At 61.1% G+C, this 22,252-nt stretch carries 20 protein-coding genes and 2 pseudogenes; 16 read left to right on the top strand and 6 right to left on the bottom strand.

What is annotated here, in order from left to right:
* Positions 1 to 7 precede the first annotated feature (7 nt).
* The 8 genes and pseudogenes from P0D89_RS28665 to P0D89_RS28630 all read left to right on the top strand — a co-directional run.
* Positions 8 to 511 (top strand): tautomerase family protein, encoded by a 504-nt coding sequence (locus P0D89_RS28665; protein WP_408363101.1) that lies wholly within the window; start codon positions 8 to 10, stop codon positions 509 to 511.
* Between the two features lie 490 nt (positions 512 to 1,001).
* Complete coding sequence (locus P0D89_RS28660; protein WP_408363099.1) at positions 1,002 to 1,454, top strand: MaoC family dehydratase; 453 nt, start codon at positions 1,002 to 1,004, stop codon at positions 1,452 to 1,454.
* Positions 1,455 to 1,546: 92 nt separating this feature from the next.
* A complete protein-coding gene (locus tag P0D89_RS28655; RefSeq protein ID WP_408363097.1) occupies positions 1,547 to 2,257 on the top strand; it encodes a flavin reductase family protein in 711 nt (236 codons plus the stop codon).
* A gap of 126 nt (positions 2,258 to 2,383) precedes the next feature.
* Positions 2,384 to 3,556, top strand: a complete 1,173-nt coding sequence (locus P0D89_RS28650) for an alpha/beta fold hydrolase (protein ID WP_408363095.1) — start codon at positions 2,384 to 2,386, stop codon at positions 3,554 to 3,556.
* A 33-nt stretch (positions 3,557 to 3,589) separates the two neighbouring features.
* Complete coding sequence (locus P0D89_RS28645) at positions 3,590 to 4,483, top strand: alpha/beta hydrolase (RefSeq protein WP_408363093.1); 894 nt, start codon at positions 3,590 to 3,592, stop codon at positions 4,481 to 4,483.
* A 28-nt stretch (positions 4,484 to 4,511) separates the two neighbouring features.
* Positions 4,512 to 5,300, top strand: a complete 789-nt coding sequence (locus tag P0D89_RS28640; protein ID WP_408363091.1) for an enoyl-CoA hydratase/isomerase family protein — start codon at positions 4,512 to 4,514, stop codon at positions 5,298 to 5,300.
* A gap of 60 nt (positions 5,301 to 5,360) precedes the next feature.
* Positions 5,361 to 6,272 carry a LysR family transcriptional regulator gene (locus P0D89_RS28635; RefSeq protein WP_408377559.1) on the top strand — a complete coding sequence of 304 codons (912 nt, stop codon included), beginning with the start codon at positions 5,361 to 5,363 and terminating at the stop codon, positions 6,270 to 6,272.
* A gap of 163 nt (positions 6,273 to 6,435) precedes the next feature.
* Positions 6,436 to 6,516: pseudogene (locus P0D89_RS28630) on the top strand (IS6 family transposase); the annotation flags it as partial.
* A 183-nt stretch (positions 6,517 to 6,699) separates the two neighbouring features.
* Here the strand turns inward: P0D89_RS28630 and P0D89_RS28625 are convergent.
* Complete coding sequence (locus P0D89_RS28625; protein WP_408377558.1) at positions 6,700 to 6,930, bottom strand: hypothetical protein; 231 nt, start codon at positions 6,928 to 6,930, stop codon at positions 6,700 to 6,702.
* A 763-nt stretch (positions 6,931 to 7,693) separates the two neighbouring features.
* Between P0D89_RS28625 and P0D89_RS28620 the strand changes: the two genes are divergently transcribed.
* The 3 genes from P0D89_RS28620 (at position 7,694) to P0D89_RS28610 (ending at position 11,187) form a co-directional block, all read left to right on the top strand.
* Positions 7,694 to 8,920: a porin gene (locus P0D89_RS28620; RefSeq protein WP_408363085.1), complete on the top strand. Its 1,227-nt coding sequence runs from the start codon at positions 7,694 to 7,696 to the stop codon at positions 8,918 to 8,920.
* Between the two features lie 751 nt (positions 8,921 to 9,671).
* Complete coding sequence (locus P0D89_RS28615) at positions 9,672 to 10,415, top strand: SDR family oxidoreductase (protein WP_408363083.1); 744 nt, start codon at positions 9,672 to 9,674, stop codon at positions 10,413 to 10,415.
* A gap of 19 nt (positions 10,416 to 10,434) precedes the next feature.
* Entirely contained in the window at positions 10,435 to 11,187 is a 753-nt protein-coding gene (locus P0D89_RS28610; RefSeq protein WP_408363081.1) for an SDR family NAD(P)-dependent oxidoreductase, read from the top strand.
* Between the two features lie 534 nt (positions 11,188 to 11,721).
* On the opposite strand, the gene P0D89_RS28605 is transcribed toward P0D89_RS28610, so the two are convergent.
* The 3 genes from P0D89_RS28605 to phaP all read right to left on the bottom strand — a co-directional run bounded on the left by P0D89_RS28605 (position 11,722) and on the right by phaP (position 14,428).
* Positions 11,722 to 11,961: a recombinase family protein gene (locus tag P0D89_RS28605; protein ID WP_408363137.1), complete on the bottom strand. Its 240-nt coding sequence runs from the start codon at positions 11,959 to 11,961 to the stop codon at positions 11,722 to 11,724.
* A 1,145-nt stretch (positions 11,962 to 13,106) separates the two neighbouring features.
* Complete coding sequence (locus tag P0D89_RS28600; RefSeq protein ID WP_408363079.1) at positions 13,107 to 13,634, bottom strand: hypothetical protein; 528 nt, start codon at positions 13,632 to 13,634, stop codon at positions 13,107 to 13,109.
* 299 nt (positions 13,635 to 13,933) lie between these two features.
* Positions 13,934 to 14,428: a TIGR01841 family phasin gene (gene phaP, locus P0D89_RS28595; protein WP_408363077.1), complete on the bottom strand. Its 495-nt coding sequence runs from the start codon at positions 14,426 to 14,428 to the stop codon at positions 13,934 to 13,936.
* A 487-nt stretch (positions 14,429 to 14,915) separates the two neighbouring features.
* Between phaP and P0D89_RS28590 the strand changes: the two are divergent.
* A pseudogene (locus tag P0D89_RS28590) lies at positions 14,916 to 15,125 on the top strand (IS6 family transposase); the annotation flags it as partial.
* Between the two features lie 105 nt (positions 15,126 to 15,230).
* Here the strand turns inward: P0D89_RS28590 and P0D89_RS28585 are convergent.
* Together P0D89_RS28585 and P0D89_RS28580 are read right to left on the bottom strand one after the other, a co-directional pair.
* A complete protein-coding gene (locus P0D89_RS28585; RefSeq protein ID WP_408363075.1) occupies positions 15,231 to 15,833 on the bottom strand; it encodes an ANTAR domain-containing response regulator in 603 nt (200 codons plus the stop codon).
* Complete coding sequence (locus P0D89_RS28580; protein ID WP_408363074.1) at positions 15,830 to 17,017, bottom strand: transporter substrate-binding domain-containing protein; 1,188 nt, start codon at positions 17,015 to 17,017, stop codon at positions 15,830 to 15,832. The genes P0D89_RS28585 and P0D89_RS28580 overlap by 4 nt, the downstream gene beginning before the upstream one ends.
* Positions 17,018 to 17,421: 404 nt before the next feature.
* Between P0D89_RS28580 and P0D89_RS28575 the strand changes: the two genes are divergently transcribed.
* From P0D89_RS28575 to urtD, 4 genes are all read left to right on the top strand, one after another.
* A complete protein-coding gene (locus P0D89_RS28575) occupies positions 17,422 to 18,669 on the top strand; it encodes an urea ABC transporter substrate-binding protein (RefSeq protein ID WP_408363072.1) in 1,248 nt (415 codons plus the stop codon).
* An 85-nt stretch (positions 18,670 to 18,754) separates the two neighbouring features.
* Positions 18,755 to 20,365: an urea ABC transporter permease subunit UrtB gene (gene urtB / locus P0D89_RS28570; RefSeq protein WP_408363071.1), complete on the top strand. Its 1,611-nt coding sequence runs from the start codon at positions 18,755 to 18,757 to the stop codon at positions 20,363 to 20,365.
* On the top strand, positions 20,362 to 21,498 hold the full coding sequence (urtC, locus tag P0D89_RS28565) for an urea ABC transporter permease subunit UrtC (RefSeq protein WP_408363069.1): 1,137 nt from the start codon (positions 20,362 to 20,364) through the stop codon (positions 21,496 to 21,498). The genes urtB and urtC overlap by 4 nt, the downstream gene beginning before the upstream one ends.
* Positions 21,495 to 22,250, top strand: coding sequence for an urea ABC transporter ATP-binding protein UrtD (urtD, locus tag P0D89_RS28560; RefSeq protein WP_408363067.1), 756 nt, complete (start codon positions 21,495 to 21,497; stop codon positions 22,248 to 22,250). The genes urtC and urtD overlap by 4 nt, the downstream gene beginning before the upstream one ends.
* Positions 22,251 to 22,252: the final 2 nt, after the last annotated feature.

Genomic DNA, 22,252 nt, shown 5'->3' with positions numbered 1-22,252 from the left:
ACTGGCCATGCCACTTATGGATGTTACCTTTGCGCAAGGTTCACTGAACACAGACGCCCAAAGCAGGCTCTCGGCGAAACTGTGGTCCATCGCGCTTCGCTGGGAAGGAATCGAAATTAACGAGACGTCCGCGTCCGTCGCCTGGGTCTACCTTGACGAACGCCCCCAACATCACGTCACCGTCGCCGGAAAGTCCCCGAAGCAGAACATTTATCGAGTCAATGTTCGGGTCATGGCCGGGTTCATGGATCAAAATCGGATCGACAGTCTCGCTCGCGAGCTGACCGACTCGATCCTTGAAGTCGACGGAACGAAAGGCGATGGCAGCGGCCCCCGCGTATTTTGCATTATCGAGGAGATTCCGAGCGGGACCTGGAGTATCGACGGGCAGACCTGGACGACCGCGTTTACCGCTCGCACATTGCAGCTCGATAGCGAACGCGTCGACGCCATGGAAAAAGCCGTGGCTACGCGCCCCCGTATCGATGTTCCCTATACCGCAAAGAAATAAGCGAGATCTGCGGTAACCCCGGAGACTAGGCCGCCACAAACGCGAACGATCTGCGGGACATCCCTGATCTTCGTCATTACCCGTTCGCCGCAGGTCTTCCCACACCGACGCTACCCGTGAGGAGGCGGCTGATGTCTAATCCATCGGTGGTCAGCGTGGCCATTCTCGATGACTATCAGAGCGTGCATCCACCTGACTTTGAGGCACAGCGGAACTTGCAACAGCCGATTTTTTGGAGCGCTTCCTGAATGTCGGCACGCTCTCGAAGCAAATACGCAAACGGTAGAAGTAGCTGCACTGTCCCTTGAAACGCGGTATTTCAGCGGCGTGCAGCCAGCCCGTGCCGATCATTGATGGATTTGAAATGATGCATTCACCCGTACTCTCTTTCTCCTCTCGGAGACATTCCCTAAAGTAGCTGCAATACCCGCGGGAGAGCGAACGAAATCAGTCGGTCGGCCCGCCTTCCCCACCTTGAAAGGACAGGGCCATGAGTCAGGAAACGCTCTATTTCGACGACCTCAAGGTCGGCGACACCTTCACCACCGGTACGTATGAAGTCAGCGCTGCCGATATAAAGCGGTTCGCCGCGGAGTTCGATCCGCAGCCGTTCCATCTCGACGATGAAGCTGCGCGCGAGACGATGTTCGGCGGCCTCGCCGCGAGCGGCTGGCATACCGCAGCGATCACGATGGGTCTGCTCGTCTCTGGTGGCCCGAAGCTGGCCAACGGCGTGCTCGGTGCCGGCGGCGAGATCGAATGGAAGATGCCGACGCGCCCCGGCGACGTGCTGCATGTCGAAAGCGAAGTCGTGGATCTGATCCCGTCTCGCTCGCGCACCGATCGCGGAATGCTGGTGCTGCGCTCCAGAACGATCAATCAGCACGGCGAAGTCGTGCAGAACCTGACCGCAAAGCTGATCGTCGCGCGCCGCCCCGCGTAACGCCGAACACCCGATACATTTCCAGCAACCATCTTTCATGGGACCGGAGTAAGCGCTAAAGCGCTAACTCCGGTCGACACAGGAGACAAATCATGATCGTCGACCCCTCCACTCAGGACGCCACTGCGAACTACAAACTGCTGATCGGCTCGATCCTGCCGCGCGCAATCGCATGGGTCAGCACGCTCTCCAAAGACGGCGTCGCGAACCTCGCGCCGATCTCGTTCTTCACCGCGGTCGGCCGCAAGCCGCCGATGGTGTCGATCTCGATGCAACCGCGCTCCGACGGCGTCACGCTGAAAGACACGTTCATCAATATCCGCGACACCGGTGAATTTGTCGTCAACATCGTGAGCCTCGAACTCGCGGACGCGATGCACCGCACGGCGTTCGAATTCCCGTCCGACGTCGACGAGTTCGACGCGGTCGGTCTCAAGAAGGCCGAGTCGCTGACCGTCCGTCCGCCGCGCGTGGAAGCGGCGCCGATCGCATTGGAATGCAAGGTCGACCGGATCATCCCGATCGGCGACCAGAACGACCACGTGGTGTTCGGCGAAGTGCTCCGCTTCCAGATCCGCGACGACCTCTACCTCGATCGGGGTCGCATCGACACCGCAGGCCTGCAGGCGGTCGCCCGCCTCGCCGCCGAATACACGGTCGTGCAGAGCGTGTTCACGACGCCGCTCGACCCAAAGGTGCTCACGCTGCTGCAGAAAAAGAGAATCGGCCGGCTCGACGGGTTCGAGGACGGGTACTCGCCGATCGACGCGGCGAACTGGTCCGCGTCCGGCGCGACGCGCTGATTTCCGAATGGCTCGACAACTTTGCATGGGACCGGAGTAAGTGCTTTGCATGGGCCCGGAGTAAGTGCTGAAGCACTAACTCCGGCCGACAGCTAAAGCGCTAACTCCGATCGACAGAGGATACATATGAATCAGACTCATCCGACCCAGCCCGCGCTCGTGTTCATCCACGGGTTCCTGGACGGCGCCGACGCGTGGGACGACCTCGTCCTGCGCCTGGGCAACCGCGCGGCCGGCGCGCTGCGCGTCGATCTTCCGGGAATGGGCGCGCGCGCCGACGAACCCGGCCCGTACAGTCTCGACCGCTTCGCGGCGGACGTCACGACGCAGGTCCGCGCGCTGGCGCGGCCGGTCGTGCTAGTCGGGCACAGCATGGGAGCGCAGATCGCCGAACTCGTCGCCCAACGGCTGGACGAGCGGGTGCGCGGCCTCGTGCTGCTGACGCCGGTGCCGCTGCGCGGCACCGGCCTGCCCGACGACGCCATGCGCACTTTCCATGCGCTCGGCGGCGATCCGGCGGCGCAACGCGAGTTGCGCCGCAACCTGTCGGTGAAGCTCGACGACGCGCAACTCGAACGCCTCGGCCAGCTAGGCGACCGCGTCGACGCCGCGGCGGTCGGCACCTTCGCCGATCTGTGGAACAAGGGCCATCCGTCGGGCGCCGAAACTGCACGATTCCGCGGACCCGTGCTGATCATCGGCGGCAGCAGCGACGCATTCGTCACCGCCGAGCTGATCTCGTCGGGTGTGACGCCGCGCTTCGAAGCGCCGACCGTCGCATCGATCGAGCGCGCGGGCCACTGGCCGCACGTCGAGCAGCCGGAGGCGGTCGCGCGCATCGTCGGATCGTTTCTTGCGAACGTCGAACAGGCCTCGGATACGCCGGACGTGCCGGTCGCGCCGCAAGGATGGACTCGCGCGTTCGAGCAAAAGTCCGCGGACGCGTTCTCGGAGGCGTTCGCGCCGAACGTCGTGCTCGAAGCGAGCGTGCTCGCGAAGCCAGTCGTCGGCATCGATCAGGTCAAGACCGTGATGACCGCGGCGAGCAAGATCTACGAGGCTCTGTCGTTCACGCACGAAGCGCACAACGACCCACGCGACTACCTCGAATGGGAAGTGCAGGCATTCGGTGGTGAACAGATGCGCGGGATCACGGTGCTGACGAAGAACGCGGAAGGCAAGATCGTTCACGTGGCGATCCATCATCGCCCGCTCGACGGCGCGCTGAAATTCTCGGCCGAACTCGGCCGCATCCTGCAAGGGCAGGTCGACGCAAGCTCTTTCTATCGTGGCGCGTGATTGCGCGCCCATCCAAAATCTCAGGAGATTGAAATGGTAAAACGTACCAACGTTGAATTCGAAGTGGACGGCGGGGTCAAGCTGCGCGGCTGGCTCTTCGTTCCGCCCGGCGAGGGACGGCGACCCGCGATCACGATGGCGCACGGCTACGCCGGCCTGAAGGAGCACGCGCTCGAGCCGTTCGCGCGCGCGTTCGCCGAAGCCGGCTTCGTCGTGTTGCTGCACGACCATCGCGGCTTCGGCGCGAGCGAAGGCACGCCGCGCCACGACATCGATCCGTGGCGTCAGATCACGGACTGGCGACGCGCAATCAGCTTCCTCGAAAGTCTCGATGTCGTCGATCCTGCCCGCATCGGCCTCTGGGGAACGAGCTATGCGGGCGGCCATGCGATTGTGCTCGGCGCGACCGACCGGCGCCTGCGCTGCGTCGTCGCGCAGGTGCCGACCATCAGCGGCTACGAACAGGGGCTGCGCCGCATTCCGCCAGAGAACGTCGCGGCGATCGAGGAAGCGTTCGCCGACGACGATCGCGCGCAATTGCGCGGCGAGCCGCCCCGGCGTCAGGCGGTCGTCAATGCCGATCCCGCGATCCCCGCGTCGTATCGCGCGAAGGACGCGATCGACTTCTATCTGCAGCCGCTGCCGGACGGCGCGTGGGAAAACACCGTGACGGTCCGCTCGACGCGCGCGGCGCGCATGTACGAGCCCGGCCACTGGATCGCGCGCGTATCGCCGACGCCGCTCTTGATGGTGGTCGCGACGGGCGACACGATCACGCTGACCGACCTCGAACTCGCAGCCTACGAACGCGCGCTGCAACCAAAGCGGCTCGTGACGATCTCAGGCGGCCACTTCGATCCGTATCAGTCGCAATTCCATCTTGCCAGCGAGGCCGCAGTCGAGTGGTTCAGGCAGCACCTCGGCTAACGTCTACTTTCACGACAAAGGACTTCCCATGTCTCACCTGACTGTCAACTTCGACGACGGCCTCGCGACGATCGTCATCGCCCGCCCTCCGCAGAATCGCATCGACGACCAGATGGTCGATGAACTGGCCGCGGCCGTCACCGCGATCGAACGCAGCGACGCGCGCGCGGTGCTCGTGCGCAGCGAAGGCGAAAACTTCTCATTTGGCGGCGACATCATGACCTGGCCCGATGCGAGCGTGCGCGAACTGCGTGCCCGCTTCGGCCATTACATGGCCGTGTTCAATCGCTTCGAGCATCTGCCGCTGCCGGTCGTCGTTGCGGTGCAGGGTCTGTGTTTCGGCGGCGGCCTCGAACTTGCGCTGCGCGCGGACGTGATCTTCGCGGCCGAATCAGCGACGTTTGGGCATCCCGAACAGACGCTCGGGATCGTCACCGTACTTGGCGGCATCTACCGGGTCGCGGAACGCGCGGGCCGCTCCCGCGCGTCCGAGTGGGCGCTGACGTCGGAGAAGGTCCCTGCCGCGACGATGGAACGCTTCGGCGTCGTGAACCGCGTGGTCGCCGACGCGGACCTGCTGAAGGAATCGTCCGACTTCGCGCGCAAGGTCGCGCGCGGGCCCACCCGGGCCTATGCCGCGCACAAGGCGTTGCTGCGCGCATCGGCGGTCGGCGGCGTCGCGGCCGCGGACGAAGCGATGTTGGACATCGCCATGCCGCTGTTCGACACCGACGACGCGCGGCGCGGGATCCGCTCCGCGGTGGATGCGCTGAAAGCGGGCCGCCCGCGCCCGGTGATGGATTTCAACGGTCGCTAGCAGCAGGCATCGGGATTGCGGTCTAATGGCGTCTCCCCCTATCGAACGGAGTCGCGCATCATGGACCGCATCGCAGCGATGAACACGTTCGTCCGTGTGGTCGAAGCCGGGACGTTCGCGAAGGCGGCCGACACCCTCGACGTGCCGAACGCAACGGTGACGCGGCTCATCCAGAGGCTCGAGGCAGATCTGAAGGTTCGCCTGCTGCACCGCACGACGCGCTCGGTGACAGTCACACCGGAAGGTGCGATCTACTACGAGCGCGTCGTGCGCCTGCTCGCGGAACTCGCTGACATCGAATCGTCGACCACGCATGCGCTGAGAAAGCCGTCTGGCAGGATCCACGTCGATGCCCCGACGGCGATCGGCACGTTCGTCGTCGTGCCGGCACTCGCCGACTTCTACCGCGCGTATCCGGACATCGAGATCGAACTCGACCTCGGCAACAGGCGCACCGACCTGGTCGCCGAAGGCATCGACTGCGCGATCCGCGCCGGCGATGTCGACGAGCAGTTCCTGGTCGCGCGGCAGATCGGCAGCTTCGGCTTCACGACCTGCGCAACGCCCGCGTTTCTCGGCGCGCACGGCACGGCTGCATCGCCGGACCAATTGCGCGATCTGCCGACCGTCGGCATGACCCCGTCGCGCGGCGGGCGCTCGCTGTCGTTCCAGTTTTCCCACAACGATCAGAGAGGCGATCTCGCGCTGAATCACCGGCTAGTCGTGGACGATACGAACGCGTATCTGACCGCGGGCCTCGCGGGCCTCGGGATAATCCAGGCGCCGACGTACTCGGTGCGTGACGCGATCGCCGCAGGAAAACTCGTGCCGCTGCTCGAGGACTGGCAGCAGCACGTCAACCCGGTGTACGTGATCTACCGGCCGAACCGCTATCTGAGCGCCAAAGTCCGCGTGTTCATCGACTGGATCGTCGACCTGTTCGAGCAGGACGAGCACCTGAGACGCCGGTGATGCCAACGCGGCGCCGACGTGGATGATTGACGGGCGAAGGTCAGCTATCTGGATGGACCTGACGTTTGAAGGTTCTGCTGCAATAAGGCGGTCCGTTATGAAGTGCGGAACGACACGACCGACTGAAAGCTCAATGAAGACATTGAATCCAGCTGTGGCCTGAGTGCTCAAACGCCATCATTGTCCGCTTCATATGATCCTGACTTGCGTGCACTGGTACGTGGCCTATCCGCTGAACCTGAGGCCGCACAGTCGGCTCACTCACGGGCCGGGGTGACACGTGGTTCTTCCGCCCCGGCTGTCGGTCGGGTGGGCCGGGTGAGGAGTTCGTGGCCTCGATCATAGCGCCTGCGCAACCCTGACGTGCCGATGACGACGCGCCGCACGCAGTGTTGATGGCCGGCAACTGCGAAAGTTCGGTTTGCGCTTAGCCGCCCGAAAAAATGTCGCAGAAGGTGAGTGGACCAACACACTTTCCCTCTTTGCTCGCGTCAGCCGGCGCAGCAGAACCTCGTGCGTTGAGGCCTGCGGCGCGGGACACCTCGGGCGGGGCAGCTTTTTTAGCTGCCCCGTCTGCGGCCGGTGCGGTGGTTTCTTGCGCATGAGCAACCGCAGCGCACAGCGACATGGCAACGAGGGCGATCTTCAGCGATTTCATTTTCCTCTCCTGAACAAAGGGTAACCGCGTCGTAGTGACAAAACTATAGTCGTCAACGATCACGGGATAAATCATCCAGCGAGGAACGGATATTTCCGGTTCGCACAAGGGCTGGAACGGCTGATATCGACTCGGACGTCGTCCATCGCCAGCGTGCTGCATACAGCGGTTCGAGTGAAAAGCAATGAGAGCGGAAGTACCACGGAGAAACTGGGTCAGGTCGGCATAGCAGTTTGCGTGCGCGGCACTTGTGCGCTTGCAGTCAAAGACCGGCTCGCTATCGAGGCAATGCCCGGCAGCGGACCAGTTTCGTATCGACACCTCCGCTGTCGGTTCCCGATGGCTCTGCTCAGATCTTCACGTCCTGGGCGCTTTTTCGCATTCATGGATCGTCGCTTCTCACGCCGTGCGGTCGTGGGGCCCGGACGATTGCCTAACGTGCGCTGTTTGGAGTGGCCGATACGCTGGCCACCACCCAGCAAATGACGTTGATCGCCAGCGAGGCAAGCATAGCTAGCGCAGCGCGGCCCCTCGGCGGGACCGTTTCTTTTGCTCAAATGTTCAATCGATCAATTGAGCAACAAACTCACGCGGCACGTCCGATAGCTGTCAGCCACATGACCTCAAGGTTACGATTTTGATATATATGTGCGAAACATACGAAACGCAGAATTGCGAAAATTGTTGCTGTTTGCAAGGCTAGACTCCCGTCTCTCGCGACGCTCCCCTGTTTGCGAGGAACATTCAGTTACGGAGAGTCTTGATGAAGTACAAAGTATTGTTTGCCACGACGCTCACAGCTCTCGGCGCGACCGCAGCACACGCGCAAAGCAGCGTGACCCTATACGGCCTGCTGGATGCCGGCATCAGCTACACCAACAACACTCGCGTCGGCAATACAGGCCACAGCAATGTCGCCTTGAGCAACGCCATGATGCAAAGCAACCGTTGGGGCGTGAGAGGCGCCGAAGATCTGGGCGGCGGTCTCAAGGCACTGTTCGTCCTGGAAAACGGCTTCACGCTGAGCAACGGCAAGCTTGGCCAGGGTGGCCGTGAATTCGGCCGTAGCGCCTATGTCGGCCTGTCGAGCAACCAGCTCGGCACCCTGACCGTGGGTCGTCAGAACGAATTCATGTACGACTGGGTTAGCCGTGTGTCGATGGAAAACTCCAACGGCGGAGGCGGCAATGTCTTCGCGCACGCGCTGGACAACGACAACATGCTGGGTACGTTCCGCATCAACAACGCGGTGAAATACCAGAGCGCGAATTACTCGGGCCTGACCTTCGGCGGCTTGTTTGGCTTCTCGAACCAGGCCGGCGGCTTCGGGAACAACCGTGCATACAGTTTCGGCGCCATGTACAACAACGGCCCGATTCTGGCGACGTTGGGCTACACGCAAATCAACAACAGCTTGACCAACAACGCCGCGGGCCTGGGCGTAGTCACCAACACCGGTGGCGCGGTTGATAGCAGCGCCGCCAGCAGCAGCGCTGATGCGGCCTTTACCGCAGGACGTCAGCGTATCTTCGGCGGCGGCTTGAACTATACGTTCGGCCCGGCGAAAGTTGGTTTTGTGATCACGGACAGTAAGCTGGACAATGCAACCGGTTTCACCAGCGGCACCGCGGCTTTGTCGCTTGCGAACTCCGCATATGTTCATTTCACGAACTACGAAGTGAACGCGCATTACAACGTTAGCCCGGCATGGACCTTGGGCGCGGCTTACACCTTCACCGATGGCAAGTTCAGCAACGCTCAGAACTCGGCATCGCCGAAGTGGAATCAGCTCAGCCTGCTGTCGGATTACAACCTGTCGAAGCGCACGGACGTGTACGCGGTTGCCAACTGGTCACACCTGAGCGGCGGTCTGTCGGCACAGGCGGGTTCGAACCTGGCTGCATTTGAAGGCGCAAGCTCGTTTATCGGCGGCATTGCGGCAACGAAGAACCAGGTGGTGGTGGGTGCAGGCATGCGCACCCGCTTCTAAGGCCTGATCGAACGGTTGAGTGACGCAGATCTTGTCGCGATCCGCGTGCGGCAAGAAGGAGCGTTCTTCAACCGACGATCACTGATATTTGCAACGTTGGGGCTCAACTCGTGGGAGCGGAGCATTCCCTTCCTTGGGGCGAGCCGCGTATTGAAGGGGTGACAGACTACATCAAGTGCGTTGTTCGGGCGCGAGAGGCCTGACAACGGCGCCGGTAGTCGTGTCACCAAGAGGCGTTCTCCGAGAAACAGTTAGCCCGCCCATTGTGGCGGGCTTTTTTTCGGCGCCGACGTGCTGTCCGTGAGCGGCTCGCCTGGACCGTTCGTCCATACGCGTGCGCGTGAGGCATGACGGTGAATCGAACCTGCTCGCTCAGGTAGCGAGTCTCGGTGGACCGGTCGGCGCTGGTCGCACAGCGCTCGACGTGACGATACTCGAGCCGCTCCTCGATGATTGGGCATGTTCCGTAGCCCGAGGGTGATTGGCTCATTGGGCACGGCGACGCGTCTCCTGCTCAACACGACTAAGCGCGCCGATGGATTGTCACGGTGACAAGGCCCACGTCACCTTGGTCCACCGAATGCGACGATCTCGAGAAATGTACTCTCCGAGCGGCGCCTTCAACGCGAATGCCGCAAATCTCGTACACTCACACGCGGCCGCGGTAGCGCGTCGAACTGTAGTTCGGCAGCACCTGCTGCGTTACGCTGGACGCCGCCGCGTGGACCGCTCTCTCACGGAAATTTCAAGCATGGCAAACAGCCAATCTACCAGCATTACTCTTCAACAAAGCCGGGTCGTGGTGGCCGGGGGCACGTCAGGAATTGGCTTTGCCGTAGCCGAAGCTGCGGCGCGTTCCGGAGCCGAAGTCATCATCGCCTCGAGTAGGCCGGAGCGCGTCGCGGCCGCACTCGAGCGCCTACCTCAAGGCACGCGCGGCGAGTCACTTGATTTTACCGACGAGGGCCAAGTGCGCGCGTTTTTCGCACGCATCGGTGCGCTGGACCACCTCGTCTACACCGCTGGCGAGTCATTGTTCCTGCAAACCCTTGCTGAACTTAGCATCGAAGCCGCTCAGCGGGCCTTCGAGGTGCGCTATTGGGGTGCGCTCAAGGCCGTCAAATATGCGGCCCCCATCCTTCGCGCGGGCGGCTCCATCACCCTTACGAGCGGAGTGGCCTCGTCGCGTCCGTTGCCTGCGTGGACGATCCCGTCCAGTATCCTGGGGGCGATCGAGTCACTCACGCGGACACTGGCCGTCGAGCTTGCGCCGCTCCGTGTGAACGCCGTGGCCCCCGGCGTCTTGCGTACCGCGCTGTGGGACAACATGAGCAAAGCCGATCGCGAGAGTCTCTACGACCATATCGCCGGGAAGATGCCGGTACAGCGGGTCGGGGAGGCGAGCGACGTCGCGCAAGCGTATCTTTACCTGATGCAGCAGGGCTTTAGCACGGGGCAGGTCATTGTTGTCGACGGTGGTCACGTGCTGGTTTAACGGTTCTGGAGACAAAAACATGGGTTTCGATTTCAACGGTAGTCGCGTCGTTGTCGCGGGGGGCTCGCGCGGTATCGGCCGCAGCATCGCGCTCGGGTTCGCGCAGGCAGGTGCCGCCGTGTCCGTGTGTGCACGCAACCTGGAAGGATTGAAAGCGGTCGAGGCCGAGTTGGCCGTCTATGACGGTCCGGTCCATACCGCACCTTGCGATCTCGCTGACGGCGACGCGATCACCGCTTACATTGCGACCGCCGGCAAGGCGCTCGGCGGTATCGACATTTTGATCAACAACGCGTCCGGCTTCGGGGGTGGGGATACCGAAGCCGGCTGGGAGGCCGGCATCCAGGTCGACCTCATGGCAACGGTGCGCGCGGGTCATGCCGCGCTTCCGTTCCTGCGGCAGTCGGCCAACGCCGCCATCGTCAATGTGACGTCCATCTCGGCGCTGCGTCCGTCGACACGCACCCAGTCTTACGCGGCGATCAAGGCAGCGGTCGTGCACTACACGGCTTCCCATGCATTGACACTCGCGCCGGATCGGATCCGGGTCAACTCGGTTGCGCCCGGCTCGATCGAGTTTCCCGGTGGAGCGTGGGAGCAGCGCAAGACTTCCGATCCCAAGCTGTATGAGCGGATACAGCGTTCGGTTCCGTTCGGACGGCTTGGGACGCCCGCGGAGGTCGCGAGCGCGGTGCTGTTTCTCGCCAGTTCGCACGCGAGCTGGATCACCGGCCAGACCTTGGTGGTCGATGGCGGCCAGGTGTTGACGTAAGCACCAATACGCGCACGGGGAGAGGCACGGGCACGGGTTCGCCGCGGAATGCAAGATGCGTACTGCGGTCAGCACAAGCGACTGACGTGAAAGCATAGCCGGGCGAGGGTTCTGTCGCGGTATGGCAGTTGAGTCGTACAAAGGCGATATGGTAAGGATACCGTTCGAGAATTTTCCGAACTACCGCGGCCTCGCCCTCGGGTGCCGGCGTGATGATGATCCGGTCGGTTTGGACACGCTTGTGTTCGTTTGTGTCCGTATCGGTCGAGGGAGCGCCTGACGTGGCGGTCTGCGTCGAGGAGGGTGCGCCTTGATTCGTATCCGGGCGGCCCTGCCGTATGAAATCCGCGCTGAACATTGAGACAGTGTCCCAGGGAAATCTTGCGAGACATCTCCCTACTGAACTCCGCGGCCATTGCCCGCTTCTGCGCCTTTAGCACTGACGATGCCGGACTTCCGTCGTTCTCAAAGGACTCCGCAACGTAGATAACATCGACTCCGGCACAACGGCATGCATACTCATGGAACGCGGCTTCATCGACGTCCTGGCATCGGCCCGACGGCTAACGTCGTACACGAGCACACTGCGGAGCTTCCGCTGCGGATTAACCACATCCAGAAGTCACTGTATGAGCGCGGACGCTCTCGCAACGTTAAGCCACTGATGCCAGCATCTTCGTACTCACGCACGATGCCTATATGATGGGCGAGCGCATAGTCGGCAATGGCCTGTCTTTGCAAGACGGGAGAGTTTTCCTGATGGTCCGTCGGCACACGAATGTACGGCGCGGCACGCAGGGGCACACCGGGGCTTACTCGACGGGGGAGGTACGGTCGGCATATGAAATGTCCGATGGCAGCACACGTAAGTAGCGGTGTTTTTACGGGTGAAGTCGAGGCGAGCCATGGGGAGTTCTGCAAAGCTCGCTCATGACGCAAGCGGCTGTCTCGCTGCAGGCTCGTTGCATGCAATCCAGGCACGCATCAGCTCAAGCGGGCGTGAACATGCTCTTCGCTGCCTTGCGAATCGAGTGGCCTTTGACCACGATCTATCTGCCTTGCCAGAGGCGGCGAATGTTGGCGATTTTTGGGGGGCTAAGTTGTAAAACAGCAAACGATTCTGGCAATGTTTTCGGAAGGGTGATTTGAGGGCAAAGCAGGGACGAGCACTAGCGCGTCAATCTTCATATCTCAATCTGCCACCCAAAGTGGACCGCTGCGCTGTACGGAGACATTCGATTTAAATATTCGCTTCCGTTTCGTCTTATCAGGCTCTATAACGTACTTGGAGGGCGACTACTTCGTGTCGAGGGGTCCACAAAATCCGTTGACATTGCCTGTTCGCACGCCACGTTGCGCCAGCAATCCCCGCTCGGCGCACTGCGCCTGGTATCTTCCCAAACATCTAAAACCCGGTCCCTGGACGGTGTCCCGCGGATACGGTTTCATCTTCGCGTCCGCAATTCGAGTCTGGATTTCAACCAAGGGACGCGTGCATTGCAAATCGCGTGGATTTCAACTCCACGTCAGATAAAGGAGCCGACATGAAATCACAATTGGTTGTTAGTGCTGTAGGGCTGTTTGTAATAATCGGGTCTGCGCATGCGCAAAGCACGCCGCAGGCGCCACAACCTACGCCAGCAGAAAATACCGCGACTCAGGCTGCGTCTTCACCGAGTGCCGGAATGGAATCCTATGGCGGCACGCATGATACAAAGATGCAAAGCGGTGCGAAAAGTATGAGGCCGTGCAGAGTGGACCCGCAATGCAACGTCTTTTTCGGGGGCAGTTAAAAACCAACTGCCGGCGCCCGAAGTATCGACGCAAGGTGCATGGGTCCGCGTCAGAACGGGAAAGATACCTGGTAGCGCCGGCCGGGTATCTTTCATTTACTTTGACCTAGCCACGAGCTTGTTGCGTTACGACGTGGACCTCGGTTCGGGCCAAGGCCACCCTCTCTTCTCGTTGCGGACCTCGACCTCCAACGCCGCGGCCGGCTCGGCCAAAGGCGGCGCCTCAACCGAACCCGCTTCATCTTCGGCATCGTGGGACGGTTCGACCACGGAGTCCTCGTTCATGGTCGAGAGTCCCGTGCCGAACCACGTCACTTTCTTCTGGACGTGACTGATATACGCGCTCCAGCCGTTGGGGTTACCGTGAAAAAGGTGGCGCTGAACGGTTGACGCCAAGTCGTCCCGGTTGAGCTCCGCCTCCAACAGTTCTCGTGGCCACATGCAGAACGCGTTAGCAACGCCCTGGCTGAACGCTGCCACCGTCATATCTGGTGACAGTGCCCGGAGGAACTCGAAATTCTGCAAGGAATCATTTCCCTGCGCGAGCTGCGTCACCAACACACCCGGGTCACTCGTCCTGGCCAAACAGCTCAACGCGTCGAGCATGTCGCCAAGGTGCAGCAACAGTTCCCGTCTATCAAATCGGTCGTCCATGCAGTCTGTCCATTGATTCATTCCTTGGGTTGACGCCCTGTATGGGCGCAACGTCTTGTCCGATCGCTCCATATCCGGCGTGTACTGACCGAAAGGTCGGCGTATTCTGATTGCAAGAAGCGGCAGAGCTGTGAGCTATCGGCGAGCCACCCTCGCCATTTTGCGGCGCCTCAACGTTTCAAACAAATCGAGTCACGGTCGACATTCGCCGCTTCTCAATGCGTCCAATGCAGAAAGGACAAATGCGAACCGAAGTTCGCATTTTCAGAACACATAAGCGCAAAGGGACAACAGCGGTGTTACTGGACGGTGGACACCGTAGCGACGAACTGCTTTGCGGCCTTGTTGGCCGATTCGTAGGTCGCGTTCGCCGCAGAGAAGACCGAGCTCCACGCAGCTAAAGCTGATTCACTTCCTGCGGGCGCACGCTTTTTGAGACCTTCGACGAACCCTTGAATATCTTGCTGCAATTGCTCGCCCTGTGCTGTCGCGGCGGCCGAAATCTCGCTTTGAACTTCGGACACGATTTCGTAAACGCTGCGGCCGTATGCGGCCACCTTTTCCGCAGCAGGCTGGGAGAGGCTTGCTTGCAATGCGAGCAGCTCGCCCGGATTGCTGGTCGAAATGGATTTGGTCACGATTTCCTGGCTTTCGGCAAGAGTCGCCTTGCTAACTTGCAAATTCAACGCGACCAGCTTTTCGAAACCTGCAAATGCCTTGTTCGCAACGCCGAAAAATGCGTCGAGGTTGGCTTGCTGGGTGGCAATCAACTGCTGAGGGGTAAGTGTGTTCATCACTGCTCCGTAAGGTAAGGCGTCAAGGGCTACGAGTGAAACCAGATACGCACCAAGATGGCCGAAAGCTAAATGCTGCGCTGCAACATGAGTCCATTGTACGGGGCGATCTCAGGAAGTCAAACAGTTTCGGCGCGGGACGTTGGTGCAAGGAACATTCGCAACTACGCGTTTCGCGTATGTTTTTGAGGGGAGGCTCTCAAGGTTGCGCCATGGAATCGTCTCCACTTGAGATGACGGATAAACTCGCGGCCTCATGCTGGAGCGGCTTTGCCTGAGCATCGACAGGCTGCATGCGTGCCAGCCCTTCGCTTCGCGATGTGAAGGTAGGAAAAAAGTAAGTGGCTCACGCGGCCCGTTCGTCCAGGCGCGTGCGCATGAGGCACGATGGTGGTTCGAAGCCGGCGGGTCAGGGAGCCGGGGTCGGTGGACTGGCTGGCGTGTGCAGCTTGTCGGCCACGTGCCACGGCAGAAGCTCGTCGATAAGATGGAACCGGGTGTGGCAGGCGTGCTTATACGGCTACATTATTATCCGCTGGAGGTGATCCTGACCTGCGTGCGTTGGTACGTCGCCTATCCGCTTAGCTTGCTTCATCTCGAGGAAATGATGGCCGAGCGTGGAATTGCGGTCGATCATTCCACAGAGCACCGCTGGGCCAACAAGCTTCTACTCGTGCTTGGGAAGGCGTTCCGCCGCTGCAGCGACTTTGTATCCCCGAAACTCTACCGTCCATCTCTTACTGCGGCACCAGCGCCCAAACTTCGAACCCAATTGCGCCTGCGCAACGCCACCGCGCCGAGGTTAGAAACTCAGGGTTTCGTGTGCCTTGACGATGTCGCCGGCCACCGTCTCGATCTGTTCGCGTTTGAGCATGGCCTTTGAGCGCAGCAGTTGATACGCATCTTCTTCAGACATGCCGCGCGAGTCCATTACGATCCGCGTGGCCTGCTGGATCACCCGAACCTTCGCCTGCTTCTGCTCGAGCCGCTCGATGTATCGCTCACGTGCGCGGGATGCCTTGAATTGCGTGAGCGCGACGGCGATGGCGGTCAATAACCCAAACGAGCGAACCGGCGACGGGATCGTAGCGAACGCATTCAACCGCAGCACCGCTTCGATGGTGATCGGATTTTCGTAGGTCACGACCGGAATCACCGGCGGCGACGTACTGGTTCCGAGCCACGGGTAATCGACTGACAGCGCCTCAGGACGCATCGCCATGATGACGAGGCCGGTGTCGGAAGGCAGGCTGTCGAGGCGCGGCCAGCATACCTGCACGTCACAGCCGATGCGCTGAAGCTGCGCGAGCAACTCTTCGCCATCCTGATCCTGCGGATGAATCACAACGACTTTTAGCGAACGCAGGTCGCGCAGGATCGCCGGCGTCTGCGCGGTCCGCTTCATCGATCTGCTCCCGCGCGTGCGAGTTCAGGATGCGCGTGCGCGGTCCACGCTGGCGTGCTGTGAGAGACGACGTAGGGATCCGCCTTCACGCGTTCAGGCGCGCGTCCGATTATGTCGAAGCGGCCATGCGCGTCGACCCGGCCAATCAACGGATGCAGGTATGTGTGGTTATTGTGCTCGTCGATCCGCACGCGGCCTTGCGGCGCGTCGAACTCGAGTCCGGGCAACACGCGCAGCAACAGCGTCGGGTCGTCGGAGCCAACCCGGCGGATCGCATCCGCGAGCAGATGCATCTGGAAATAGGAGGCTTCCCAGCACATGTTGGTCGGCTGATCCTCGCCGAAACGGGCCTGATAGCGAGCGACGGCATCGTGGTTCGCTGCTGTATCCACACTCTGGAAGTACGCGGCCGAGGTGATGTGTCCTTGTGCGAGGTCGTTTCCCATTACCGCAATTTCGGCTTCACTGGTCATATGGCTGGCGATAGGCGTGCGGTACGGATCGAGCCCGACCTGCGCAAACGCACGGTACAGATGCGGAATACCTTCACCGACTACCGTGGAGAAAATGAAGTCGGGTGCGAGTTGCTTGATCCGCTTTGCGATGTCCAGATAACTCTCCCACGGCGCATCGAGCGACAGATAGGTTTCGTCCACCTTTTCTCCGCCGCGTTCGAGGATCAGATCGCTCATCACGCGATTCGACTCGTATGGGCACACATAGTCTGAACCGATCATGCTCACGCGTGAGCCGAACTGCGTGAGCATGAAACCGGCGAGCGGCAGGGTGTTCTGATTGGGCGCCGCACCAGTGTAGATGACATTGCGGCTGTATTCGAAGCCTTCATACGGTGTCGCATAGAAGAGCAGCGCATTATGCCGTTCGACAATCGGAATGACCGCCTTGCGCGTGCTGGACATATAACAGCCGACGATGACCCGAACCCGGTGTTCGAGAATCAGTTGTTCGGCGAGGTCGGAATAGCGCCGCGGCTGGCATTGCGGATCTAGACAGACGAGTTCGATCTCTCGTCCTGACACGCCGCCTGCGCGATTGATCTCCTCCACCGCAAGCATGGTGGCTTGCAGTTGAGTGAGCTCCGCGGCTGAGGTCACGCCTGAGCGTGAGTAGAGCACGCCAATTCTGATTGGGTCCGAGGTACGGCCGGCATCAATACGGGGCATTCGATAAAACCAATTGTCGTTACGTTTGGGAAGTACGCTGTTTTGTGCGAGTGGCACGCGGCTGGTGCGCAAGCGCACTTTATTTGTGCGGTGCTGAGCCAGTCAGCCGCGCCGACTGCTTTATTTATAATGCCTTCCGCTTTGGCAGGAACGCAACTGATCAATTCGCATCCGGGTCACAAAAGGGTTTTGCGGCCCGCATCCCGACCGATAGCAAAAGCTGGCATAGCCATTGCTTATAGAGTCGCGCTGACCCATCGTGCATGACGGGGGTCCACAGCATCTATTTCGCTGTTCGAGACAAAGGCGTCTTGAGCGGCACCGGCCAAAAAAGCCCGAAACCAGCTTGTCTGGTTTCGGGCTTTTTGCGTTTGCGATTTGTAATCCATGGCGGAGTGAAGCAAATGAAAAGACGTACCTTCCTGTCGGCAGTCGGCTCCGGATTGGTGACCGCTGCGGGCACTGCGCTACCTAAGGCTGCGTTTGCCGCGGGAGCCAGCGATCCGATCAAGCTCGGCTTGCTGTTTTCGCAATCGGGCACGATGGCCAACGGCGAGTCGCTGCTAAAAGATACGGCACTGATGACGATCGATCAGATCAACGCCAAGGGCGGCGTGCTCGGGCGCAAGCTACAGGGTGTCGTCGTCGATCCGGCGTCGGACTGGCCCATGTACGCGCAGCTCTCGAAGCAACTGATCCTGCGCGACAAATGCGCGGCGCTGTTCGGCTGCTGGACCTCGGTGTCGCGCAAATCGGTGTTGCCGGTGGTCGAGTCGCAGGACAGTCTGCTGTTTTATCCGCTTCACTTCGAAGGCGAAGAGCAGTCGAAGAACGTCGTCTATCTGAACTCGCCGCCGAGCAGCTCGGTGCTCCCGGCGATCGATTACCTGATGAGTGATCAGGGCGGCGGCGCCAGGCGCTTCTATATGATCGGCAGCGACTACGTCTGGCCACGCACGATCAACAAGATGCTCAAGGGCTATCTGAAGACCAAGAACATTCCTGACTCGGCATGGCGCGAACACTACGTACCATTTGGGCAGTCGAACTTCCAGACCATCGTGCGCGACATCAAGGACTTCGCCGCGCAACCGGGCGGCCAGGCCATCGTTGTGATGACGGTGGTCGGCGATTCGATTCCGGCGATGTTCAAGGAAGCGATCAATCAGGGCGTGCGCGCAACCGATATTCCGATCCTTGGTCTCGACGTAGTCGACAGCGATCTGGAAGGCCTCGATACGAAGCCGCTGGTCGGTCACCTCAGCTGCTGGTGCTACTTCCAGAACGTCGATACGCCGCAGAACCGCCAGTTCAAGAGCGAATGGAAGAACTACGTCAGCGCCCACAACCTGAAGCATCGGCCGGACATGGTGATCGACCCGATGGTGTCGACCTATCTCGGCATCAATCTGTGGGCGCAGGCTGCCGCGAAAGCGCAGTCCATCAGCACGGACTCGGTGCGCAAGGCGCTCGCGGGTCAGTCGATGGTCGATCCGGCGGGTTACACCGTGAAGATGGACGCTTCCACGCAGTACTTGTGGCGTGGCGACATGATCGGCTCGATCAACGCGACTCAGGGCTTCGACGTTATGTGGAAGTCCAAAGACATCGAGAAGCCGGTGCCATTCAGCCCGTTCATCGGCAAGGCTTGACAGTCCCTGTCGAATCGTCAGGCAGTGGTGGGATCGGCATACGCAAGCATGCCGATCCCCGTAGCAGGATCGAATGGAAACACCCATGATCAATTTCAGGCAGATCTTTTTCGCGATCGCTTGTTTGGCGCTTGTCTGGGCCACTAGCGCGAGCGCCGCGCCGGGCCGCGCTGCGATGCTCACGTCGTTTTGCGCGACGGACGGCGATAAGGCCGCTGCACTACAGCAACTCGTCGAAGCCGGCGTGTCGGATGATACGCATGAGCGTGCGTGGGCGCGTCAGGTCGTCGATGCGATTCGTAACGGCGCGCTGGTGTGCGGCGCAGACGGTCAGGCGACGCTGCAGGAAAACCCTGCGCTCGACGCGGCGACGCTTCAGCCGCGCGCCAACGCGCCGGCGGATTCGCCCTATGTGCCGAGCATCGTGATGATGCGCAGGCTCGCGGTGGCGTCGGCGGAAATGGACCTCTTCTCGCCACAGCAGGACACCCGCGCGACGGCTGCGCGGCAAGTCGACAAGTTCTTTGCATTGCTCGATCCCGCTGTCGTCGCCCGTGCGGTCAAGGCGCAGCACGACCCGGATATCGCGACCATTCTCACGCTGGCTCTGGCTAAACGCGGGCTGAACAGCAATGTGAAGGCCGACCGCCTGGCGGCGATCAAGGCTGTCGCCGAGGTGCCGAGCGAAACCGCGCGCACCGCGCTGGCGAACTTTGCGGCGCAGGATTCCGTGCGCTCGGATCCGGACGTGCTGGCTGCAGTGCAGGGCGCGATTCGCCACATGGACACGTGGCTGTCGCTCGGCAAGGGCTTGTCGATTCTGTTTAGCGGCTTGAGCTACGCCGGCGTGTTGCTGCTGACCGCGCTCGGCCTGTCGATCGTGTTCGGCCTGATGGGCGTGATCAATCTCGCGCATGGCGAATTCATCATGATCGGCGCGTACGCGACGTATCTCGTCGAACGTTTCATGCAGGCCTATCTGCCGGGCTGGTTCGACGCCTACATTTTCGTTGCGATTCCCGTGGCGTTCATGATCTGCGCAGCGTGCGGCATGTTGCTCGAATTCTTCGTCATCCGGTTTCTGTATCGCCGGCCGCTGGAGACCCTGCTCGCCACCTGGGCGGTCAGCATCGCGTTGATCAAGCTGATTCAGGTGTTGTTCGGCTCGCAGAACGTCGAGTTCATCACGCCCGGCTTTCTCAACGGCGGCATGCAGGTCGCGCCCGGCTTTTTCGTGACCTACAACCGCGTGTTTGCAATCGTGCTCGCCGTGTTGATCTTCGCGGCAACCTTCGCCGTGGTCCGCTTCACGAAGCTCGGATTGCTGATGCGCGCCACCACGCAGCTGCGCGACATGGCGCGCTGCCTCGGCGTGCCCGCCGAGCGTGTCGATCGCATCGCGTTCGGCCTGGGTGCGGGTCTCGCGGGACTGGCCGGCGTAGTGTTGACACAGATCGCCAGTGTCAATCCGTCGATGGGCACGGGCTTCGTCGTTGACTCATTCATGGTGGTGGTATTAGGCGGTGCGGGCAGTCTCGCAGGGACAGTCGTCTCGTCGCTCGCGCTCGGCGAAATCAACCAGTTTATCGAACCGTTCTACGGAGCGGTTGCCGCCAAGGTGGCCGTGCTTCTGCTCATCGTGCTGATTATCCAGAAGCGCCCCCAAGGACTCTTTGCATTGAAGACCCGCGTATGAACACGTTTCCCGATCCGCGCACTAGCAGGAGATTCACCCTGTCGGCACTCGCAACGAAATGGATGGGCCAGACCGTGGAGGTCAGCATCGTCCCGTTGCTGGTCCTGGTGGCGCTCTATCTGCCCTTCGCCTATTTTGTGATTCCGGAGTCGAATGCGCTGCATCTATCGCTGTTCGGCATCAACCTGATCGGACAGATCATGTGTTTCGCGCTGCTCGCGCTGGCGCTCGATCTGGTCTGGGGATATGCGGGCATCCTGAGCCTCGGGCACGGTATCTTCTTCGGCATAGGCGGCTATATGATGGCCATCTATCTGTTGAACGGCGCCTACGCTGAGACGCACGTATTACCGGACTTCATGCAATACATGGGCGCGCACGATTTTCCCGCCGTATGGAAGATGCTCTCGCGGCTCGACGTGACGATCGTCGTCACGATCGTCGTCACCGTGCTGGTCGCCGGCGCGTTCGGTTTCGTCACGTTCCGCTCGCGCATCAACGGCGTGTATCTGTCGATCATCACGCAGGCGCTCACGTATGCGCTGATGCTGCTGTTGTTCATCAATGACGTGGGCCTCGGCGGCAACAACGGCATGACCGGCTTCACGAGCCTCGCGGGCCGCAAGCTTGCCGATACGTCCACGCAGATCGGCCTCGCGGTGTGTTCGTGCCTGCTGCTGGTGGTGGCCTATGTCGGCGTGCGCTTTCTCGCGCGCTCCAGTTTCGGTCGGGCGCTAATCGCGGTGCGCGACGACGAAGCGCGGATGCGTTTTCTCGGCTACCGCACGCATACGCTGAAGCTCTTCGCATGGTGTCTCTCGGCGGTCCTCGCGGCATTTGCCGGCATGCTGTACGTGCCGCAGGTCGGCATCGTCAACCCGACTATCGTTTCGCCGCAACTGTCCGTTGAGATTGCCGTGTGGGTGGCCATCGGTGGGCGCGGCACGCTGATCGGCGCAATCGTCGGCGCGATCGTGGTCAACGGACTCAAGTTCTGGCTGACCGCGCAACTGCCGGCGGTGTGGCCTTTCATTCTTGCAGCCGTCACGCTCGTGATCGTTGTCTACTTCAGCAACGGGGTGTGGGGCACGCTCAAGGCCGCCGGCAGCGAAAGCAAGGGAGACGGCCGATGAATCACCCACAACGGGCTACGGCCATCTACATCAGCGGCCTGTCTGTCAGGTTCTCCGGGTTCGCGGCGATCACCAATCTGTCGATGGAGTTCCGTTACGGCGAGATCCGCGCCATCATCGGTCCGAACGGTGCGGGCAAGACGACGTTGATGGACGTCATCACGGGAAAGACCCGGCCGGCCGGCGGCGAGGTCTTTCTGAACAAGGTCACGGACCTCGCGACGCTCGACGAAACGTCCATCGCGCGCCTGGGCATCGGCCGCAAGTTCCAGAAGCCGAGCGTGTTCGAAGCGTTGCGGGTTCGCGAAAACCTCGAACTGGCGATTCGCAACGGTCGCGGATATGCGGAGATGGTTCGCTCGCGCCTCGGCGCGCAACAGAACCGGCGCATCGACGAAGTGCTCGAGACGATCGGGCTCGAGTCCGAAGGGCATCGAATGGCCGGCACACTGTCGCACGGGCAGAAACAGTGGCTCGAAATCGGCATGCTGCTTGTCGCCGATCCGCAAGTGATTCTGCTCGACGAACCGGTTGCCGGCATGACCGACCATGAAACCGCACGCACCGCCGAATTGATCGCGCGGCTCAAGTCGCCCGAGCGGGCGGTGGTGGTGATCGAGCACGACATGGATTTTGTCGGCGAGATCGCGGACCTCGTCAGCGTGTTGCATGAAGGGCAACTGCTCGGCGAGGGATCGATGGAGAGCGTGCGCAACGATCCGCGCGTGATTCAGGTTTATCTCGGACGGTGAAC

The organism is Paraburkholderia sp. RL18-085-BIA-A, from assembly GCF_046027075.1.
GTDB lineage: Bacteria > Pseudomonadota > Gammaproteobacteria > Burkholderiales > Burkholderiaceae > Paraburkholderia.
This window is presented reverse-complemented; position numbering and strand designations above follow the sequence as displayed.

Excerpts from the sequence above, each read along its gene's own strand:
- P0D89_RS28635 (WP_408377559.1), top strand. The coding sequence starts at position 5,361 with ATGGACCGCATCGCAGCGATGAACACGTTCGTCCGTGTGGTCGAAGCC.
- P0D89_RS28615 (WP_408363083.1), top strand. The coding sequence starts at position 9,672 with ATGGCAAACAGCCAATCTACCAGCATTACTCTTCAACAAAGCCGGGTC.
- P0D89_RS28640 (WP_408363091.1), top strand. The coding sequence starts at position 4,512 with ATGTCTCACCTGACTGTCAACTTCGACGACGGCCTCGCGACGATCGTC.
- phaP (WP_408363077.1), bottom strand. The coding sequence starts at position 14,428 with ATGAACACACTTACCCCTCAGCAGTTGATTGCCACCCAGCAAGCCAAC.
- urtB (WP_408363071.1), top strand. The coding sequence starts at position 18,755 with ATGATCAATTTCAGGCAGATCTTTTTCGCGATCGCTTGTTTGGCGCTT.
- P0D89_RS28625 (WP_408377558.1), bottom strand. The coding sequence starts at position 6,930 with ATGAAATCGCTGAAGATCGCCCTCGTTGCCATGTCGCTGTGCGCTGCG.
- P0D89_RS28660 (WP_408363099.1), top strand. The coding sequence starts at position 1,002 with ATGAGTCAGGAAACGCTCTATTTCGACGACCTCAAGGTCGGCGACACC.
- P0D89_RS28600 (WP_408363079.1), bottom strand. The coding sequence starts at position 13,634 with ATGGACGACCGATTTGATAGACGGGAACTGTTGCTGCACCTTGGCGAC.
- P0D89_RS28580 (WP_408363074.1), bottom strand. The coding sequence starts at position 17,017 with ATGCCCCGTATTGATGCCGGCCGTACCTCGGACCCAATCAGAATTGGC.
- urtC (WP_408363069.1), top strand. The coding sequence starts at position 20,362 with ATGAACACGTTTCCCGATCCGCGCACTAGCAGGAGATTCACCCTGTCG.
- P0D89_RS28645 (WP_408363093.1), top strand. The coding sequence starts at position 3,590 with ATGGTAAAACGTACCAACGTTGAATTCGAAGTGGACGGCGGGGTCAAG.
- P0D89_RS28650 (WP_408363095.1), top strand. The coding sequence starts at position 2,384 with ATGAATCAGACTCATCCGACCCAGCCCGCGCTCGTGTTCATCCACGGG.
- P0D89_RS28655 (WP_408363097.1), top strand. The coding sequence starts at position 1,547 with ATGATCGTCGACCCCTCCACTCAGGACGCCACTGCGAACTACAAACTG.
- P0D89_RS28610 (WP_408363081.1), top strand. The coding sequence starts at position 10,435 with ATGGGTTTCGATTTCAACGGTAGTCGCGTCGTTGTCGCGGGGGGCTCG.
- P0D89_RS28665 (WP_408363101.1), top strand. The coding sequence starts at position 8 with ATGCCACTTATGGATGTTACCTTTGCGCAAGGTTCACTGAACACAGAC.
- P0D89_RS28585 (WP_408363075.1), bottom strand. The coding sequence starts at position 15,833 with ATGAAGCGGACCGCGCAGACGCCGGCGATCCTGCGCGACCTGCGTTCG.
- urtD (WP_408363067.1), top strand. The coding sequence starts at position 21,495 with ATGAATCACCCACAACGGGCTACGGCCATCTACATCAGCGGCCTGTCT.
- P0D89_RS28620 (WP_408363085.1), top strand. The coding sequence starts at position 7,694 with ATGAAGTACAAAGTATTGTTTGCCACGACGCTCACAGCTCTCGGCGCG.
- P0D89_RS28575 (WP_408363072.1), top strand. The coding sequence starts at position 17,422 with ATGAAAAGACGTACCTTCCTGTCGGCAGTCGGCTCCGGATTGGTGACC.